Source organism: Alkalibacterium iburiense (genome assembly GCF_039521845.1).
GTDB classification, from domain to species: Bacteria; Bacillota; Bacilli; order Lactobacillales; family Carnobacteriaceae_A; genus Alkalibacterium; species Alkalibacterium iburiense.
Window position 1 is genome coordinate 1 of the sequence record NZ_BAAACW010000019.1, and the last position, 17,552, is coordinate 17,552.

A 17,552-nucleotide genomic window follows, 5' to 3' on the forward strand; every position below is an offset into this window, starting at 1 on the left:
AACTGTATACTTTTGAGCATTTCAAGTTGATTAAGTGCTTAAAATTATGGGGTTTTGACACCATAATCATATTATAGTAAATATACCATTAATAGCTTCATTTTAATAATTATTTATTTAGACTATTTCGTTATCCTTTATAGGAACCAAAAAGAGACAGCCGCTTTGCAGCGTCTGCCTCCATAAGTCGTTTTAATTAATTGGAATATTACCCGATTCAGATTTTTTAGTTTCTCTTTTGGGTAAGGTAACAGTTAATACACCATTTTCAAATGTTGCTTTTATTCCTTCTTCATCTACATCTTTTAGTACAAACTGACGGCTGTAAGAGCGACTCATCCGTTCGCGACGAATATAATTGCCTTCATCATCTCTCTCATCTTTACTTGCATCTGTCTTTGCCTCAATAGATAGGACATTATCCTGATAATTTAATCGGATGTTTTCTTTTGTCATTCCTGGCAAGTCAGCTTCCAATACATATTCTTTCTCCAGCTCCTTAATATCTGTGTTGAAACTGGAAACATTAGACAACGACTGATTAAAGAAATCATCAAAAAAGCGACCACCAAAATCCATAAAATCACGACGAGTTGGAAACAAATTGCTCATTTTCCCTTCCCATTTCTGATTCAATTGTCCGTTTCTTATAACTTTTACTACAAAAATAGTATAACTCACACTTTTTATTCAATCAAGTTTAATGTCACGCATTTAATCTTATTTTACCTCCTAATGTTGCAACAAGTTAAAGCACAAAAAGGCTGATTGAACAGGCTTATTGTGCTTTTATCGCTTTTATTTGCGCTTTCCCCAATATTGGAAGTAATCCGTTCTGAGGTAACCGTTATATAATTTTCGTTTTTTAGTGGCTCGTTGTCCGTAATGTTCTTCGAAATCTAAATCACTTGTGATGATGTATTTACTCCACGTTTCATGTGGTCTGAATGCTTCGCCCATCTGACGATACAATTCGTAAGCTTCCTCTGGATCTCCTAAACGTTCTCCGTATGGAGGGTTGGAGATGATGATGCCAAATTTCTTATCTGTATCGAAGTCTTTCACTTGCATTTGTTTGAATTCAATACTGTGAGCTAGTCCGGCTTCCATTGCGTTTGATTTGGCTATTTCAATCATGCGCTGGTCAATGTCGTATCCTTTTATATCTAGTTCAACATCATAATCCGCTTGCTCTTCTGCTTCTAAACGAACCTTTTGCCATAGTTCTTTAGGCATCCAGTGCCAGTCTTCACATAAAAAGGTTCGGTTGAAACCAGGGGCAATGTTATGCCCGATTAATGCGGCTTCTATCGGAATAGTCCCTGAACCACAGGTTGGGTCAACCAAAGGACGATCCTTTCTCCAAGTAGTCAACATAATCAGGGCAGCTGCCATATTCTCTTTTAGTGGAGCCCCGCCTTTTTCCGATCGGTATCCTCGCTTAAACAGACTGTCGCCCGTGGTGTCGATTGTGAGTAACACTTTATCGTTCCGGATAGCTACTTCAATCGGAAACTTAGCTCCCGTTTCTGGCAACATCCCTCTTCTGTGATAGACATCTTTTATCTTTTCAGCAATGGCTTTGTCTACAATACGCTGGACGTTGGGAACACTGTATAAAGTCGATTTAATCGATTTACCGGATACCGGAAAAGCAGAATCCACGGCTAAATACTCATCCCACGGCAAGGCCTTGGTTTGTTCAAATAGCTCATCAAAAGTTTTGGCTTTAAATTCACCCACGACTATTTTTACACGATCAGCCGTTCTTAACCATAAATTTGTTTTGGCAATATCTTCTTCTGTCCCTTTAAATCGTGCTCGTCCATTTTCAACTTGGACGTCATATCCCATATCTTTCAGTTCATTTCCAACTAGTGCTTCGATTCCACTAGCCGCTGTAGCGATTAAATTATATTCCATTCATCTGCCACCTCTCTCTTCTATTAGTATGCCCTAAACGGCTTAATACGTAAAGAAATCCTCCCTAAAAAGAGAGGATTCCAGTCGCTATGTACATCACTGTAAGCCATGTTCTGTCTAGAAAGAGACTGCGCTCTTTCAGAGATAATCATCTGTCTGCACGAGCTTAGCGCTCTGCCTCTTCTCTCCGTTCATTTCCGGGAGAAAAGTGCCCCTACCAATGTTTGGGTTGCTCACTCGAGGGGTTTACCCGTTCCACCACTAGTGTTTCCACTAGTGCTTCGTCACTGTGGCACTTTCAAGGGTACTCAAGCTTAGGTTGCCCCTTAGCTTTTTTTCCTGCCGTCATCCCTATAAAGGGAGCCGTAGCTTATGGTTTCGCTACGCACGAACACTACAGACATCTCAGTCTGTGTGAGCATGGACTTTCCTCACAGTTAAACTAACTGCGCGATTATCCGTGATGTACACATTATTTAAATATTATTCGTTATCTAATTTAGATCCAAATACATGACGTTCTAAGTTAGACAGTCGCTTCAAGATATCAAAGTTTGTTACACTTGAACTGGACTGACTTTGATTTTGCTGCTGGGTGCTCATCTGCTTAGCTTGCTCATCCAGTTTATCTAGCAAACGATTATTCTCTGATTTTAATTTATCAATTTCATTCTGAAATGATTCATAGTCTCTAATAACAATATCTAAAAACTCATCCACTTCAGTCGGGTTGTAGCCACGCATTTTGTTATTAAAATCTTTTTCAAGAATCTCTTTTTGAGTTAATTCCCTATCCATTCCTACACCTCATCCGCTTATCTATTATTTATGACAGTATAAACTTATTTTCATTTTATAAATATAATTTTTACTATAGTCCTATTATAGCAAAACCACACACAAAAGTGAAGATATCAAGGTTTATAATTCTTCTAAATCATTCACAAACCACTGCAGTTCGTCAAAACCAACCCTTTCGATTTCATAAGGATGATTTTCTTGATAAAGCAATGCCATATCATGGACATAGGATACCTTTCCTTCATTCTCTACATCGTAAAACAACAAGCAACCCTCTGTATTTTGAATAATAAACGCTTGATTGTTTTTTAACTGACCTGGGTTTTCATATGGTTTATTTGATGTGTAGTTGGTATAATCGGCTTTTTGTATTATTTCATTAAAAAGAGCCTGATTTCCCTCATTCCAATTCCCGGCAAATTCCAGATAAGGAAGTAAAATCCCTAAGCGTATTTCGGGATAGGTTTCCTTCAAATCAAGTACGACTTCTGCTACCCATTGTTCCGTACCTAAATTACCTGAAATAATTACCCATTCTAATCCACTTTCAATATAGCCGATTAACCGTCTCTTAAAGAATTCTTTTATATAAAAAAGTTTCGGATCATCATTTGAAAACACGCCTACTTCATAAGATCGGTAGCCTGAAACATATAAGTTTTTAATAAATTTTCTCACCTTTTCTATAACATTGTACATATGTTTGGTATACTATAGTCATCATATTTTAAAGGTGTGACTGAATTGACTATACGTTACCCCAACGGAAAACCGTATATTAATGATGACAAAAAGAACACTAAAAAGCAATCTAAAAAACCATTGTCTAAAAAGAAGTTATCCTACAGCAATAGAGGAATGAGTCTGGAAGAAGATTTGAACCAGACCAATGAGTACTACCGCCTTCATAATCAAGCCATCATTCATAAAAAACCGATTCCCATACAAGTGGTGAACGTGAACTATCCAAGGCGGAGTGCAGCTAAGATTACAGAAGCCTACTATAGAAAGGCTTCGACTACGGATTACAACGGCGTTTACAGAGGCTATTATATTGATTTTGAAGCAAAAGAAACACGCAATAAAACGTCTTTTCCGTTAAAAAACTTTCATGACCACCAATTGGAACATATGAAAAAGTGTGTGGAGCATGGGGGTATTTGCTTTGTCATTATTCGATTTAGTGTTTTACTCCGAGTTTTTTTACTTGAGTACTCAGATTTAGCCGTTTTATGGGAAAAGCAGTTTGAAGCGGATGGTAAAAAGTCGATTCCATTAAAAACCATTGAAAAACTGGCTTATGAATTAGACTATACTATTGCCCCACGCCTTCCTTACTTGACGGTTGTCGATCAAATAATTGACAGAATGTCACACGATTACTCATGATAAAGGTCCAAAACATTGACGGCTTCTTTTATTTAGTGTATCGTAACGTCTTGATAAACAGGAAAGTTGCCTCTCTATTATTATATAGGAAAAAAGGAGAATATTATGTCACAAAATAAAAATATGTCTAGAAAAGATTATAAAAAGAAAGATAAAAAGAAAAAGAATCCCAATAAAGGTGGTGCAGGTAAATGGATTAAACGGATCATTTTGACCTTTGTCACTTTATTGTTATTGGCCATAGTTGCTGGAGGTGCTTTGTTTACTTATTATGCATCCAATGCACCTGAAATGACTGAAGAAGATTTACTCGGTACCTTCTCTTCAGAGTTAGTTGATATGAATGGAAATGTCTTTTACACACTTGGTGGAGAAAGTCGGGATTATGCGAATGCCAGTGAATACCCTCAAGTTATGATAGACGCTATGACTGCCATTGAAGACCAACGATTTGAAGAGCACATGGGAATTGACCCGATTGGTATAGCACGAGCAGCCATAGGTTATGTGACGAATCGTGGACAAATTGTCGGTGGTGGAAGTACCATTACTCAACAATTAGTTAAACTGTCTGTCTTCTCTACTTTAAAAGAAGATCAAACGTTGGAAAGAAAAGCTCAAGAAGCTTGGTTGGCCATTCAATTAGAACGTCAGCTATCCAAAGAACAGATATTAACTTTATATATGAACAAAATTCATATGGCAGGAAATGTTTATGGAATTTCAACAGCTGCAGAAGAATATTATGGTAAACATGTCAGTGAATTAGAATTACATGAAGCGGCTCTCTTTGCCGGTATGGCTCAAGCGCCTAACCGATACGATCCGTATGTTAATCCTGAAACAGCAAAAAAACGTCGAGATGTGGTCATTAACGTCATGCGAGATGAAGGACATATTACTGCAGAACAAGCAGAAGAAGCGAAAGCTATTCCTATTGACGAAGGTTTAGTTGATCGTTCACAAGAAGATTCTAATGCTCTAGTATTTGAAGCGTATCTAGATACAGTCATAAAAGAAGTGGAAGAAAAAACAGAATTTAATCCTTCAACTGCTGGGTTAACTATTTATACTAACTTAGACATGGAGGCCCAAGAACAGGTTTATGAAGTCATGCATTCAGAAGACATTAACTGGACGAACGAAGAAATCCAGTCTGCGGTCTCTTTAGTTGAAGCAGATACGGGTAAAGTGCGTGCTTTAGGCGGTGGACGTAATCGTGAGAGCGTGAGAAGTCATAACCATGCGTTAGAAACAAAAGCAGTAGGTTCGACTATGAAGCCCTTATCGACTTATGGTCCAGCGATTGAGTATTTGCAGTACTCAACCTACCATCAAGTGGATGATTCTGAATATACTGAACCGAATACGAATTGGAGTCCTAGAAACTACGATCGTCAATTCAAAGGCCAAATGAGTATGCGTGAAGCTCTGGTTGATTCCAGAAATGTTCCAGCTGCAAAAATCATGAATGAAGATTTAGAAGTGAGTCAAGTTGAGGAATTTTTAAGTAATGTGGGTATTGAAGACACGACAATCACTCCTCAATCTTCTATTAACGGGAATATGTCCCCTCTTCAGTTAGCTGCTTCTTATGCCCCTTTTGCTAACGGAGGAAATTATACTGAGCCCTACACTGTAGAACGTATTGTGACTCAAGATGGACAAGAGATTGATTTAACCCCTCAAACGAATCAAGCTATGTCGGATTATACAGCTTATATGATTACAGATATGCTCAAAGGGGTCGTTTCTAATTTTAATAGTACAGTCGGTATACCAGGATTACCTCAGGCTGGAAAAACAGGAACCACTAACTTTACTGAAGAGCAATTAGAAGAGTTAGGCTACCCTTCTGGCAGTGTTCCCGACTCGTGGTATGTCGGATACACAAGCAACTATTCATTATCCGTATGGGTCGGTTATGCTAATAACAGGGATGGCTACCTATCCTTTGAAGATGGTTCCAGAAATATCCCGCGTCTTATATATAGAGACGTCATGCAGTACGTATCAGAAGGCTTAGACAATCCCGATTGGACGCAACCTAGTTCAGTCACTCAAGTGGCAGTCGAAGACGGAACGAATCCAGCTCAATTGCCTGGTCCCAATACGCCTGCAAGCAATATTGTCACTGAGTTATTTGTTGCCGGAACCGAACCAAGCGAACAATCTACTCAATTTGGTGAAGAATTAGATGCCCCTACCGGTTTAACTGCTGAATATGATGAAGAAGCAGATGAATTGAGTATTACATGGGATGAATACAGTTTACAAAATGAAGACGAAGAGGTTAGTTATCAATTAACGGTCGGTGGAGAGTCCACTACTTTATCTACTACTGACTATTCTGTGTCAGAACCGCCATCTGGACCACTCACTATTACACTTGCGGTTTCCGCATATGGAAATACTGGACCGACTACTTCCATTTCGGTCACTATTCCTGAACGAGAGGAAGAGGAAGAAGAGGATGAAGAGGATGAAACAGAGGTTGAGGAAGAAATAGAAGAGCCAGAGGATGAAGAGGAAGAGCCTGTAGACGAGGAGCCTGATACTGAGGAACCCAATGATGAAGGTACCCCTCCTGAAGAACCGGAAGAAGAAGAAGAGGATCCAGATGATGAGGAACCCGAAGAAGATGAAAACAACGGGACACCTCCTTCAGATGATGAAGATAATACTGATTCCGAAGACACAGAATAAATAATAGAAACTCGCAGATTACTTATGATGTTCCTTAAGTAATCTGCGAGTTTCTTATATATTTTTATATGAGAACCCATCACTAAGTGATACTAGTCGTCTTCGTCTTTTGATTGGAAAAATGATTTACCCATTAAAGTCAATATACCATTTACTACATTCCATCCCCCTACTAATAGACCAATTCCGGCTATTAACGGATCAATGGATACCAAATAAAGAGATAAAGACACGATGACTAAACCGATAATAAGTAAGAACTTTCCATGATTTTTCCCCATAATAAAACTCTTTTCGTTTAAAATTTAATATAATAAAACCCAATGCTTGAGCACTGGGTTTTAATTAATTATAGTACTGGGCTACCAGGATTCGAACCTGGGAATGACGGTACCAAAAACCGTTGCCTTACCGCTTGGCCATAGCCCAATCAAAGGGCGACTGATGGGAATCGAACCCACGAATGTCGGGACCACAACCCGATGCGTTAACCACTTCGCCACAATCGCCATAATATAAAACTTAACAGGGGTAGTAGGAATCGAACCCACATCGATGGTTTTGGAGACCATAGTTTTACCATTAAACTATACCCCTAAAAGTGGAGGGAGTAGGATTTGAACCTACGAACCCGAAGGAACGGATTTACAGTCCGCTGCGTTTGGCCACTTCGCTATCCCTCCGTAACTTATATGGCGCTGGACAGAGTCGAACTGCCGACACACGGAGCTTCAATCCGTTGCTCTACCAACTGAGCTACAGCGCCTATTTATGCCAATGACCCCTACGGGATTCGAACCCGTGTTACCGCCGTGAAAGGGCGGTGTCTTAACCGCTTGACCAAGGGGCCTAAATTAAAAGGAGAATGAGGGATTCGAACCCTCGATACGGTTGCCCGTATACACGCTTTCCAAGCGTGCTCCTTAAGCCACTCGGACAATTCTCCATAATAAAACTCCGCAAGCAGGGCTCGAACCTGCGACAACACGATTAACAGTCGTGCGCTCTACCAACTGAGCTATTGCGGAATAAACTATTCAATCAGCAACTCTTATATCATAGCATCAGACACAAAAGCTGTCAATGAATTATTAGGATTTGATACAGTTGATTTCATCTGCACCGTTTATCCAAATTAAATTATAACAAATTCTTTACACTATTTCAATGTTAATTCCCATTTTGATAAAAATCCATTATATGATACACGTCTTCAAGACAAAAGCCTCCCCTTGTAATGGCAAGGCTTTCGGTTTATCCATTCGATAATAAAACACAAGCGCCATAAGGTGGGAGTGTAATAGTCTGATTTTCTATTTCGATCCCCTCTGTCTGCAATACGACTTCTCTATCGTGCATCACTTCTTCACCATCAAAAATATCTTCTTTAGATGAAAAGTTACAAACAATGAGAGCTTTTTTATTTTCAAACTCTCGCTTATAGACGTATAAATGGTCTTTCGTATTTAACAACGTCCATGTGCCTTTTTGAAGAGATCTGTTTTTCTAAGTTTCATTAACTGTCTGTAGTAATTGAGTATACTCTTTTCATCTGCTTCTTGATCCTTGACATTATACCTTGCTTCTTGATTAAAAATGGTCCAAGGGGCAGCGCTTTCAGTGAAGCCTACTCTGTCTTCATCTGTCCACTGCATGATACCTCTGCTGTTATCCCTTGACGTCAGATTTAGATGGTACATGGTCTTTTCAAGCGACCAGCCTTGTTGACGGGCTGCATTGTAAAAGTCCATTACTCCAGCATCAGTTATGTTTTCTGGATCTTCAAACCAGACAGTATTCATCCCGATTTCTTCACCGTAATATATAATCGGTATACCCGGCTGTAAGTAAAGCAAGGTAGCCATCATTTTAGCTGTACTATCTCGATAGTTTTCCATATCCCCAAACTTTTGCGGAGAGCGAGGCAAATCGTGGTTAGACCAAAATAATATTGGGCCGCCTTTGTCTGAACTCATCTCTTGGAAGGCTTCTTGAGTCTTTTTAAATTCCTTTAAATCCAACGGAACATGCTGCTTATCTTCAGGTAATTCTTCTAACTTTTCTTCGTCTTTAAATGTTAAGTATTGAAGTGTAATAACTTTATCTACCATGTTATTTTCTGTGTACCACTTTGTTGTTTCTGCATCGGCACTTGTTGCTTCACCTATCATAAAGATATTATTATCTTTTTTCTTTATTCGCTCATTTAACTCAGTCAAATACTATTTAAGTTTCTCTCCATTTTCAACAACATCTTGTCCTTCTCCCCATTCATCTGGGTGGTCTGGGAAATCTTTATACACATCCAGGTAAATAAATGCGTCTAATCGAAAGCCGTCTATTCCTTTATCAATCCAATAATTAATAATATCAGCTATTTCTTTTCTCAATGGTTCATGGTCCCAGTTTAAGTCAGGCATGTTTTCCATAAATAAATGAAGGTAGTACTGGTCTCCATTGAGTTCCCTTGTCCAAGCAGATCCGCCAAAACCCGCTTTCCAATTATTAGGATAAGGGTCGCCGTCGGAATCAGCCCAGATATAATAGTGCCTATATGGATTATCTTTTCCTTTTAGCGCTTCTTTAAACCAGGGGTGCTGATCGGATGTATGATTTAAAGGAAGATCAAAAATGAGTTTAAATCCTCTCTCTTTTGCCTCTTTTATGAGTAAATCACTTTCTTCTTCTGTTCCAAATAGAGGATCGACTTTTTTGTAATCCATCACATCGTACCCATTATCCACTTGATTAGACAGTGTTAAAGGGTTTATCCAAAGCGTGTTTACGCCAAGTGACTTAATATAATCTAACTTTTCTCTAATCCCGTTGATGTCCCCTATTCCATCATTATTAGAGTCCTTAAAACTTCTATGATAGAGCTGATATATAACGGCTTCTGTCCACCAATCTGCTTCTGCCATGCAATCATCCTTTCTTTCTATTAATAAAAGAATACCAAAGAGTTAAACCTATTATCTACTCTCATGCTTAGGTTTGGGGAACTAAAAAGCTAAGGTAGCGAGGGTATACTTCTATTTCAATTGGAAATTTGGGTCCTTTTTCTCCATCCACTGCTAAATATGCAGGGTTCTCCTCTACAGAAATAGTCGCTTTTTTAAAAGAAGCAGTGAAGGCATAATCTTGGCTCTCATTGAATTCTTCATTATTTAAGAATAGAGAGGGCAAGACCGCAATTTTTTCCCCTATCGTTGTCTTTTTAAGTCCAAACAAATGGAGTTTTCCATCATCATAGGAAGCATGATCAAAAAAGTTGGGAATGCCAATGATAGAATGGGATACTCCTATGAGTAAAAGACTGAGGTCTACTTTCCTTTTTTCTCCGTCTAGATCAATCGCCATCTTGTAAAACCCTTCGTCCCTTAAGGATTGAATACCAGAAAAGAAATATGCAGCTGGTCCATATTTTTCTTTTTGTTCATCACTGACTTCCCATACGGTTTCCGGTATTGAACCTGCAGAAGCCGAACTTAAAAATAATTGATTATTTATACGACCCACATCAATCTTTCTCTCATCCGCTTCAACTAATTGTTCAATCGCTTCTTCAGGATTGGGAGAATAGCCCAGGCTTCTCGCTATATTATTGACCGTTCCGGTTGGTATAATACCAATAACTGGTTTATGCTCTTGTTCTTTCAATCCATTGACTAGCTCAGTAACCGTTCCGTCCCCTCCCATTACAATAATGGTGTGGTAGTGTTCGTCGCTGGCACGCTTAGCAAATGTTGAGATATCTGATTTTTTTGTGGTGTATTTAATATTTGCTTTTCTATTATATTTTACTAAAAAGGCTTTCGCTTGTTCTGCAAATTCTTTAGCTTCCTTTTTCCCTGAAGATGGGTTAGCTATGATAATACAATCTTTCATAAGTCTGCTCCTTTGCTACCTAGTTAACCCAATTGTACGCTAGATAAAATAAAAAAAATAATAAAAAGCCTTATCTATAAAAGGAATATTCCTCTCAGTTGGATAAGACTTTCTTGTACATTCTTTAATTTTGATTCTGAGTTTCCGGTTGACAATCTGGGCATAAACCATAAATTTCCAAACGATGAGACGATACTTCAAACCCCGTTAAATTACTCGCTACGATTTCAACATCATCTAAACCTGGATAATAAATATCTTCAATCTTTCCACAGTTTGAACAAATGGCATGATAATGCTCTGTAGAAGAAAAATCAAATCGACTGGAGTTATCTCCAAACATCATTTCTTTAACTAATCCTAATTGTATAAACAGACGTAAATTATTATAAACTGTTGCTACACTCATACTTGGAAAACGATCTTCCAGTGCCTTATAAATTTCATCAGCCGTTGGGTGACTATCGTGTTCTATAAGAAATTCTAATATGGCATGTCTTTGAGGTGTAATACGTATATTATTATATTTAAGTCTTTCAATGGATTGTTCTACTAAATAGCTCATTCTTCTCAATCCTTCATATATATTCCCTTACTTAATACAAATGATACAGACTTCATACCTATTTTGCAAGAATATAACAAGCTTGCCATGAATTAATTAAACAAAGGTCTCTCATTTATAGTATACTAGGGATACAAAATAAATAATAAAAGGCGTGAAACCGTACCAATGAAAATAGGTGCACGAACATTTAAAACAAGTTTAGCCGTCCTGCTCTCTTTATATATCCCAACATTATTTGGAATTGAAGACTTATCCTTAGCTGCTATCTCAGTTGTTGCCTCTATGCAACCTTCTGTCAAAAAATCGTTTGAAACGACTTGGGAACGTTTGTTAGCTAATACAATCGGTGGTTTAGTTGCGATTGTAATGGCTAGCTTATTTGGAACCTCCTATATTATTATAAGCTTAGCTACAGCTATCTTAATAGCCTTGCTCCATCAATTGCGGTTAAATAACGTGATTGGTCTTTCGGCTATGACCTTAATCATTATTATGTTGTCGACAAGTGACCAAATCATATATAATGCCATTACGAGAGTGCTATTAACCTTTATTGGTGTAGGCATCGCCTTTATTGTGAATCACTTAATGCTTCGGCCAAATTATGAACAAAAGTTATTTGATTTAACCAATCATGTGACAGACGACTTAACGCGCTTCATCCGTGTAAGTTTAAGAAAAAATGTCCAATACCCGCTAATGCGCAAAGATTTGAACAACTTGGAAAAATCCATCATTGAAATGAAACGTCTTTTAGCTTTCTTGCAAGATGGGTACTGGTATAAATTTCCTTTTAGAAAAGAATATTCTATTACCCGATTATTAGTGGTGTACAGACAATTTATTCGTACCACGGATGCTACTTTTTCATTAGTACACACTCTCTACCATGCAGAAAATGTGTACAATCATTTTCCAGAGCATTTAAGAGTCTTACTTAGAGAACGTTTAGAAACACTGATGTCTGCTCACGAACAGATTATTTTAAAGTGGAACGGGCGCATTCAACCAAAGGAAGTTAATTTTATAGCTTATAAATCGGATTTAAGAAAAGAATTTATGCAATCTTTCTTTAATGAAGCAAGCCTGGAGTCCTATTTGAAAGATGATTACGGCCAGAGCAATACAGTCATTCATCTCATGTCTGCCGTCCTCACTTACGAAGAAAACCTTCAACACTTAAACACGCTTGTGAGTAGCTATAAGCTTAATCACTCAGATAATAAGACTTCCATTCGTTCATCCTATTAAAAAGAGACTTAATACATGTAAGTGTATTAAGTCTCTTTGCTATTATAAGTCCTGTTGAAACCATTCGTCTAATATTGTCACGACAAGTTCGACACCCTCTTGATTCAACTGAGTATTGTCTTCTGTATAAAAAGCTTCTAACCCACTCTCTTCCGTTCTACTGGTGAATTCGTCATGTAAAGGAATAATGGGTACGGCTAATTCAGATGCGACTTGCTGCATTCTTCCTAAATAACTTCTATAATCCAGCGATCGAGAGTTAAGTTGATTTATTTCATTCACGATTGGATAAGGTTCAATTAAAATTAATTCAGTCGTATCCAAATCATTTAGTTGTGAGACTAAAGCAGTCATATACTGTTCGGTTTCGGCTAAGCCAATATCTCTTATTTTATCAGGAAGCGCGGGCAACCCGTAAAAAATAACATCAGGATTTTCAGATGTGAGTGACTGAGTCGTTTGTTGTATGTATAGCTCATAAGTATCCTCTTGAGGATAGGTAAAATTTGAAATAGTCAAGTTTCCACTTACAGCGGTATTTAAATAATTGTTCACGAGACTAACCCACTCAGCTTCCGCATCAATATCGCCATAATAAGCAACGGTCACGTCTTCATTTGTTAGTGATAGATAATCTAACGTTTCATATAAAGATAAAGAGTCTATTCTCGATTCGTATTCCTCTATTGAATGAGACAAAGAGTCTGTTTCTGTCTCATTGTATTGAGACGATTGATCTGCTTCTGTTTCATCGTCTGTCGCCTCTTCGACAATAAGTAATTGATTATTATCCATTTCTTCTTGCTGGTGTGCCGCGTATCTTCTTCCAAAAAATATGGTAAGAATGGTCGCTATAAGAAGTAACGGTATCGTTATCACACTTTTTTTCACACTGTTAGTTCCTTTCCTATGTAAAATAGCTCGCTCGTTATGGAATATTAAGCAAGGAAAACAGTAGAAGAGTCAATTTTCCTTCTACTGTTTGTTCATCACAATTATCTTTTTCCTGTTAGTTGCTTGTAGCGATTATACCACAAGTCAACATAGCCTTCTGAAAAAGGACCTTTTTCGTTATTAATCCAATCTACTAGAATCTTTATATGTTCTTTGAGTATTAGATCAATTTCATCTGGATAATCCCATTTTTTTCCATGTTCTTCATATTCATCAACATCAAGCAATCGTTTTTCTCCATCAGGGAAAACTTTGACATCCAAGTCATAATCAATATACTTGGCGCCCTCTTCGTCAATTAAATACGGAGATGCCATGTTACAATAGTATGATACCCCTTTTTGTCGAATCATAGTGACAATATTAAACCAGTAATGTTTATGAAAATAAACTAATGCCGGCTCTCGTGTCTTCCATCTTCTTCCGTCTGATTCTATGACTAAAGTATGATCATTACATCCGATGAGTGCATTCTCAGTCGTTTTCAACACCATTGTGTCTCTCCACGTGCGGTGTAAACTTCCATCGTGCTTATAACTTTTTATTGTGATGAACTCTCCTTCTTTTGGAAATTCCATCCTTGTACCTACTTTCTCAGTCATTTTAGAAAAAGTATAGCTTACTTACTAAATCTCAAGAGTTATTATATCATAAAATAAGCATGAAAGAAGAACGTTTCCTAAATTATCACTGAGAATTATCAAAACAGCGTGATTTCCGTTAATAATTTTCTGACTTTTTGTGTTGGAACAGGGAAAGCAATGGAGTCAAATGACTCGGGATGTATCCATGTAGTCTCTTTAATACCAACGCCTTCTGTAACCACGTCGCCTTCATAAACCAATAAATTCCATTTTAAATGTGAAAATATATGACTGACCTGCCCTTTAAGTTGCTTATTTAATTTTATCTTTACCCCATACATTTCCAATGCTAAGTTCTCAAGGTCTTCTATGAGAGATTCATCTGACTGATTTTCGAAAGATTTCCATTTTTCATTGGGTAAATCATCAGCGTCTATCATTAGATAGGTCCACATACCGGCTAAAACACCTTTAGAGGGACGCTTTTCAAATAGGTGCTCTCCTCTTTCATTTTTAATAGCCAAAGTGTAGTATGTGAAGTTTTTGACTTTTTTAGTGCTTTTCTTAATCGGGTATCTCTCCCAAGTTTCATTAATGTAAGAAGCATTAAACTCTTTTACAGGACTGGTTTCCGGGAAGTAATTATTCGGTGTACAAATAGTCGCACCTAAGTCCATCAAAGCTTGATTAAAGTCACCCGGTCTGTCTGGGTCTATTAACTCATAAATGAGCGCCTCAAATACTTTTCTACTGGATGCTTTTCCTATATCTAATTCTATTTCAAATAAACGACTCATCACTCTCATGACATTGCCATCCACTGCTGGTTCTGCCTGATTGAAAGCAATACTGGTGACTGCACCGGCAGTATAAGGACCTATTCCTTTTAAAGCCAATACATCCTTCTTGTCTCGTGGAAATACCCCTTCGTGCTTTTCGACTATTTGAATTGCTGCTGTTTTCATATTTCTCACTCGTGAATAATAGCCCAGTCCCTCCCATAATTTGAGAAGGGTCTCTTCTGACGCTTGAGCTAAATCATGGATAGTCGGAAGCGTCTTTATAAAACGATTATAATAAGGAATAACTGTATCGACTTGTGTTTGCTGAAGCATAATCTCTGAAACCCAAATGTAATAAGGGTTGCTTGTTCGTCTCCAAGGCAGATCCCGTTTGTTTTGATCATACCAATTTAATAACCTTTTTCTAAATGCTTCTATTTTATCCTTTGGCCATAGTTGTATGTTATGCTTGGCTAATATATTTTTGTGACTCAATTCATTCCCTCTTTTTCCTTAATAAATCTATCAATCAATTCTCTAGGATACCCTTTTGAATAAAGATACATTTTAGTTTTATTTACTAATTCACTATCGGTATGTTTACGGCTATATCTATTCCAGGCTTTTTCACCTTGTTTTTTTAAAGCTTCGAATTCTTCATCTTCTGGTTGTTCTAAGTCCATCTCATTCAGCACATCATTAATCACTTCATTTTCAAACCCGTTTAACATAAGTTGTTCTCTTACTTTTTGCTGAATTTCTCGGTTTGATTTGTTTCTTTGTCTCTTTAATGTTTTTTCTGAGGCTTTCATAACATTTTCTTTTTGCTGTTCTAAAGAATACTCTTCTAAGGCCGTTAAAATTTCTTCATTAGTTAAGCCTTTTTGAATAAGTTTGCGCTCTATTTTTTTCGGACCGTCATTTCTCAGTTGATAATTGGTTCGAACAAAGCTTTTGCCGTATACTAAATCATTGATGAGTTTGTGCTCTTTTAATTTATCAATCACTGGATCGATGTCTTCATAATCTTTTTGCTGGAGGTAATCCCTTATTTCCTTTTCAGACCGCATTTTAAAGCTTAAATAATTTAAAGCAGACTGATAGGCTTTGCTGGCCTCCCCTTTTTTTCTTAAATCTTCAATGTCTGATTCTGTTAATTCTTTTCCTTTAAACAATCTCTCAGTGACTAAAATAGTGTCATCTACTGCAAAGGAATACTGGCCATTCACAAAAATATTAAATCTGTTCTTAGCTTTTTGAGCCTGAACTTTTGTTATAACCCATTCTTTTTTAGTTACCTCTTCATTCGTTTGAGTGTCTTTCTCACTCGTTTTTTGCGGTGATAACTCAATTAAGTTCGGCATATGTGACTGTTTCTTTTTATCTTTAGATTCTTTGCTCATAAGTTATCTCCTCTATTGCTCTTATTCTTTAAGTATAGCATTCTTTCTGGGTACATTTCTACCAACTTAATTGAAGCAAAAAAAGAAGCACACTCTTTTCAATGTGCTTCTCTCTCATAAAGTAATATTTAGTTTTCGTCGTCTAAGACATCCTCTTCTGATGCATTCTCTTCATCTGGATTGAGGGATAATTCCACTTCATTACTAGGCGAACCGCCTTTTGCTTTTCGATCGATTAATTCTTCACTTTTTTTGTCCTTTAATGGGCGATCGTTAATGTAGCCCATCGGAGCGGAAGTGTCAGGTGGAATCGGAACATCGGCAGTTCTATTCTCTTCGTTTCTTTTTTCAAAACCGGGTCTTTTTACTTCATTATTCTTATCCATAATTTATCATCCCTTCTTCTTCATTATCCGTTTATGACTTCTCCACCATTTACGTGAATGGTTTGCCCCGTAACATAACTGGAGTCATCACTGGCTAAATACACATAGGCGGGAGCCAATTCATACGCTTCTCCTGGTCTTCCAAGTGCGCCACTCTTACCCCAACCTGCTAAGGCTTCTTCTGGGAATGTAGCAGGAATCAGTGGAGTCCAAATAGGACCAGGTGCCACCGAATTGACACGTATTTTTTTATCTATAATCTCTTTGTTTTGAGATAAAGAACGTGTAAAGGAAACAATCGCTCCATTGGTACCTGAATAATCTATTAAATTCGGATTGCCTTTATAGGCAGTAATGGAAGAAGTTGTAATAATGGATGCTCCCTCATTTAGGTATGGAAAAGCTGCTTTAGTAAAGTAGAACATGCTGAAAATATTCGTTCGATATGTTCTATCTATCTGTTCTGCTGTAATATCTAATATACTTTCCTGATACATTTGTTCTCCGGCATGGTTGACGAGTACATCAATATTACCCCAATGACTTGTTACATCACTGATGACTTTCTGCGCAAACGACTCGTCTCCTACATCTCCTTTAAACGTCATAACATCCGATCCTAATTCTTCTAAACGCTCCTTCGTACGCTGGGCATCATTATCCGAAGAATAGTAAGTGAAGGCTACCTTCGCTCCTTCTTTAGCATACAAAATAGCCGTAGCTGCGCCAATTCCTGAGTCCCCACCGGTAATGAGGGTGACCTTATCCTTTAATTTCCCAGCTGGCTTATAGTTTTCAGACTCGACTATGGGTTCTCTATCCATATTTTTAGATTCATCATCGATGTAATAATCTTTTTTAGGTTCTTGTGATTGTATTTTATCTTTCTCAGTCATCCTATCACTCCTACTTATTCA

At 37.6% G+C, this 17,552-nt stretch carries 17 protein-coding genes, 8 tRNA genes, 1 other RNA gene and 1 pseudogene; 3 read left to right on the forward strand and 24 right to left on the reverse strand.

The window, feature by feature from the left end:
• Positions 1-192: 192 nt before the first annotated feature.
• From ABDZ53_RS01240 to ABDZ53_RS01260, 5 genes are all read right to left on the reverse strand, one after another.
• Positions 193-612 (reverse strand): Hsp20/alpha crystallin family protein, encoded by a 420-nt coding sequence (locus tag ABDZ53_RS01240; protein WP_343753181.1) that lies wholly within the window; start codon positions 610-612, stop codon positions 193-195.
• Positions 613-798: 186 nt separating this feature from the next.
• Positions 799-1,923, reverse strand: coding sequence for a THUMP domain-containing class I SAM-dependent RNA methyltransferase (locus tag ABDZ53_RS01245; RefSeq protein WP_343753183.1), 1,125 nt, complete (start codon positions 1,921-1,923; stop codon positions 799-801).
• Between the two features lie 97 nt (positions 1,924-2,020).
• Positions 2,021-2,389: RNase P RNA component class B (gene rnpB / locus ABDZ53_RS01250), an RNA gene on the reverse strand.
• Between the two features lie 17 nt (positions 2,390-2,406).
• Positions 2,407-2,721 (reverse strand): cell division regulator GpsB, encoded by a 315-nt coding sequence (gene gpsB / locus ABDZ53_RS01255; protein WP_343753185.1) that lies wholly within the window; start codon positions 2,719-2,721, stop codon positions 2,407-2,409.
• Positions 2,722-2,844: 123 nt separating this feature from the next.
• The gene (locus ABDZ53_RS01260) at positions 2,845-3,423 is read right to left on the reverse strand and encodes an SLOG family protein (protein ID WP_343753187.1); all 579 of its coding nucleotides are present in this window, start codon (positions 3,421-3,423) and stop codon (positions 2,845-2,847) included.
• A 45-nt stretch (positions 3,424-3,468) separates the two neighbouring features.
• Between ABDZ53_RS01260 and recU the strand changes: the two genes are divergently transcribed.
• Positions 3,469-4,113 carry a Holliday junction resolvase RecU gene (gene recU, locus ABDZ53_RS01265; protein ID WP_343753189.1) on the forward strand — a complete coding sequence of 215 codons (645 nt, stop codon included), beginning with the start codon at positions 3,469-3,471 and terminating at the stop codon, positions 4,111-4,113.
• Positions 4,114-4,218: 105 nt separating this feature from the next.
• On the forward strand, positions 4,219-6,819 hold the full coding sequence (locus ABDZ53_RS01270) for a transglycosylase domain-containing protein (protein ID WP_343753191.1): 2,601 nt from the start codon (positions 4,219-4,221) through the stop codon (positions 6,817-6,819).
• A 92-nt stretch (positions 6,820-6,911) separates the two neighbouring features.
• Here ABDZ53_RS01270 and ABDZ53_RS01275 read toward each other — a convergent pair whose 3' ends face one another.
• From ABDZ53_RS01275 to ABDZ53_RS01335, 13 genes and pseudogenes are all read right to left on the reverse strand, one after another.
• Entirely contained in the window at positions 6,912-7,100 is a 189-nt protein-coding gene (locus tag ABDZ53_RS01275) for a hypothetical protein (protein ID WP_343753193.1), read from the reverse strand.
• Between the two features lie 76 nt (positions 7,101-7,176).
• Positions 7,177-7,248, reverse strand: a tRNA-Gln gene (locus ABDZ53_RS01280).
• Between the two features lie 7 nt (positions 7,249-7,255).
• A tRNA-His gene (locus ABDZ53_RS01285) sits at positions 7,256-7,328 on the reverse strand.
• A gap of 17 nt (positions 7,329-7,345) precedes the next feature.
• Positions 7,346-7,416, reverse strand: a tRNA-Trp gene (locus tag ABDZ53_RS01290).
• Between the two features lie 5 nt (positions 7,417-7,421).
• Positions 7,422-7,502 (reverse strand) — tRNA-Tyr (locus tag ABDZ53_RS01295).
• A 10-nt stretch (positions 7,503-7,512) separates the two neighbouring features.
• Positions 7,513-7,585, reverse strand: a tRNA-Phe gene (locus tag ABDZ53_RS01300).
• A gap of 12 nt (positions 7,586-7,597) precedes the next feature.
• Positions 7,598-7,669, reverse strand: a tRNA-Glu gene (locus ABDZ53_RS01305).
• Between the two features lie 9 nt (positions 7,670-7,678).
• Positions 7,679-7,765, reverse strand: a tRNA-Ser gene (locus ABDZ53_RS01310).
• A 9-nt stretch (positions 7,766-7,774) separates the two neighbouring features.
• Positions 7,775-7,847, reverse strand: a tRNA-Asn gene (locus ABDZ53_RS01315).
• A gap of 226 nt (positions 7,848-8,073) precedes the next feature.
• A complete protein-coding gene (locus ABDZ53_RS01320) occupies positions 8,074-8,292 on the reverse strand; it encodes an alpha-glucosidase C-terminal domain-containing protein (RefSeq protein ID WP_343753195.1) in 219 nt (72 codons plus the stop codon).
• Positions 8,286-9,740: pseudogene (locus tag ABDZ53_RS01325) on the reverse strand (alpha-amylase family glycosyl hydrolase). Before ABDZ53_RS01325 ends, ABDZ53_RS01320 begins: the two are co-directional and overlap by 7 nt.
• 67 nt (positions 9,741-9,807) lie before the next feature.
• Positions 9,808-10,707, reverse strand: coding sequence for a diacylglycerol/lipid kinase family protein (locus ABDZ53_RS01330; protein ID WP_343753197.1), 900 nt, complete (start codon positions 10,705-10,707; stop codon positions 9,808-9,810).
• Positions 10,708-10,831: 124 nt separating this feature from the next.
• Positions 10,832-11,272, reverse strand: coding sequence for a Fur family transcriptional regulator (locus tag ABDZ53_RS01335; protein WP_343753199.1), 441 nt, complete (start codon positions 11,270-11,272; stop codon positions 10,832-10,834).
• Between the two features lie 168 nt (positions 11,273-11,440).
• Here ABDZ53_RS01335 and ABDZ53_RS01340 point away from each other — a divergent pair, with 168 nt between their 5' ends.
• Entirely contained in the window at positions 11,441-12,526 is a 1,086-nt protein-coding gene (locus ABDZ53_RS01340) for an FUSC family protein (RefSeq protein ID WP_343753201.1), read from the forward strand.
• Positions 12,527-12,568: 42 nt separating this feature from the next.
• Here the strand turns inward: ABDZ53_RS01340 and ABDZ53_RS01345 are convergent, their stop codons facing one another.
• The 6 genes from ABDZ53_RS01345 to ABDZ53_RS01370 form a co-directional block, all read right to left on the reverse strand.
• Positions 12,569-13,417: an SGNH/GDSL hydrolase family protein gene (locus tag ABDZ53_RS01345; RefSeq protein WP_343753203.1), complete on the reverse strand. Its 849-nt coding sequence runs from the start codon at positions 13,415-13,417 to the stop codon at positions 12,569-12,571.
• Between the two features lie 104 nt (positions 13,418-13,521).
• Entirely contained in the window at positions 13,522-14,058 is a 537-nt protein-coding gene (ntdP, locus tag ABDZ53_RS01350) for a nucleoside tri-diphosphate phosphatase (RefSeq protein WP_343753205.1), read from the reverse strand.
• A gap of 122 nt (positions 14,059-14,180) precedes the next feature.
• Complete coding sequence (mutY, locus tag ABDZ53_RS01355) at positions 14,181-15,341, reverse strand: A/G-specific adenine glycosylase (RefSeq protein ID WP_343753207.1); 1,161 nt, start codon at positions 15,339-15,341, stop codon at positions 14,181-14,183.
• The gene (recX, locus tag ABDZ53_RS01360) at positions 15,338-16,249 is read right to left on the reverse strand and encodes a recombination regulator RecX (protein WP_343753209.1); all 912 of its coding nucleotides are present in this window, start codon (positions 16,247-16,249) and stop codon (positions 15,338-15,340) included. The genes mutY and recX overlap by 4 nt, the downstream gene beginning before the upstream one ends.
• A gap of 128 nt (positions 16,250-16,377) precedes the next feature.
• A complete protein-coding gene (locus tag ABDZ53_RS01365) occupies positions 16,378-16,635 on the reverse strand; it encodes a hypothetical protein (RefSeq protein WP_343753211.1) in 258 nt (85 codons plus the stop codon).
• Between the two features lie 23 nt (positions 16,636-16,658).
• The gene (locus ABDZ53_RS01370) at positions 16,659-17,531 is read right to left on the reverse strand and encodes an SDR family oxidoreductase (RefSeq protein ID WP_343753213.1); all 873 of its coding nucleotides are present in this window, start codon (positions 17,529-17,531) and stop codon (positions 16,659-16,661) included.
• Positions 17,532-17,552: the final 21 nt, after the last annotated feature.

What these genes read in the sequence shown, in the direction of transcription:
- ABDZ53_RS01240 (WP_343753181.1), bottom strand. Translation starts at nt 612, where the DNA reads ATGAGCAATTTGTTTCCAACTCGTCGTGATTTTATGGATTTTGGTGGT.
- ABDZ53_RS01245 (WP_343753183.1), bottom strand. Translation starts at nt 1,923, where the DNA reads ATGGAATATAATTTAATCGCTACAGCGGCTAGTGGAATCGAAGCACTA.
- gpsB (WP_343753185.1), bottom strand. Translation starts at nt 2,721, where the DNA reads ATGGATAGGGAATTAACTCAAAAAGAGATTCTTGAAAAAGATTTTAAT.
- ABDZ53_RS01260 (WP_343753187.1), bottom strand. Translation starts at nt 3,423, where the DNA reads ATGTACAATGTTATAGAAAAGGTGAGAAAATTTATTAAAAACTTATAT.
- ABDZ53_RS01270 (WP_343753191.1), top strand. Translation starts at nt 4,219, where the DNA reads ATGTCACAAAATAAAAATATGTCTAGAAAAGATTATAAAAAGAAAGAT.
- ABDZ53_RS01275 (WP_343753193.1), bottom strand. Translation starts at nt 7,100, where the DNA reads ATGGGGAAAAATCATGGAAAGTTCTTACTTATTATCGGTTTAGTCATC.
- ABDZ53_RS01330 (WP_343753197.1), bottom strand. Translation starts at nt 10,707, where the DNA reads ATGAAAGATTGTATTATCATAGCTAACCCATCTTCAGGGAAAAAGGAA.
- ABDZ53_RS01335 (WP_343753199.1), bottom strand. Translation starts at nt 11,272, where the DNA reads ATGAGCTATTTAGTAGAACAATCCATTGAAAGACTTAAATATAATAAT.
- ABDZ53_RS01340 (WP_343753201.1), top strand. Translation starts at nt 11,441, where the DNA reads ATGAAAATAGGTGCACGAACATTTAAAACAAGTTTAGCCGTCCTGCTC.
- ntdP (WP_343753205.1), bottom strand. Translation starts at nt 14,058, where the DNA reads ATGGAATTTCCAAAAGAAGGAGAGTTCATCACAATAAAAAGTTATAAG.
- recX (WP_343753209.1), bottom strand. Translation starts at nt 16,249, where the DNA reads ATGAGCAAAGAATCTAAAGATAAAAAGAAACAGTCACATATGCCGAAC.
- ABDZ53_RS01365 (WP_343753211.1), bottom strand. Translation starts at nt 16,635, where the DNA reads ATGGATAAGAATAATGAAGTAAAAAGACCCGGTTTTGAAAAAAGAAAC.
- ABDZ53_RS01370 (WP_343753213.1), bottom strand. Translation starts at nt 17,531, where the DNA reads ATGACTGAGAAAGATAAAATACAATCACAAGAACCTAAAAAAGATTAT.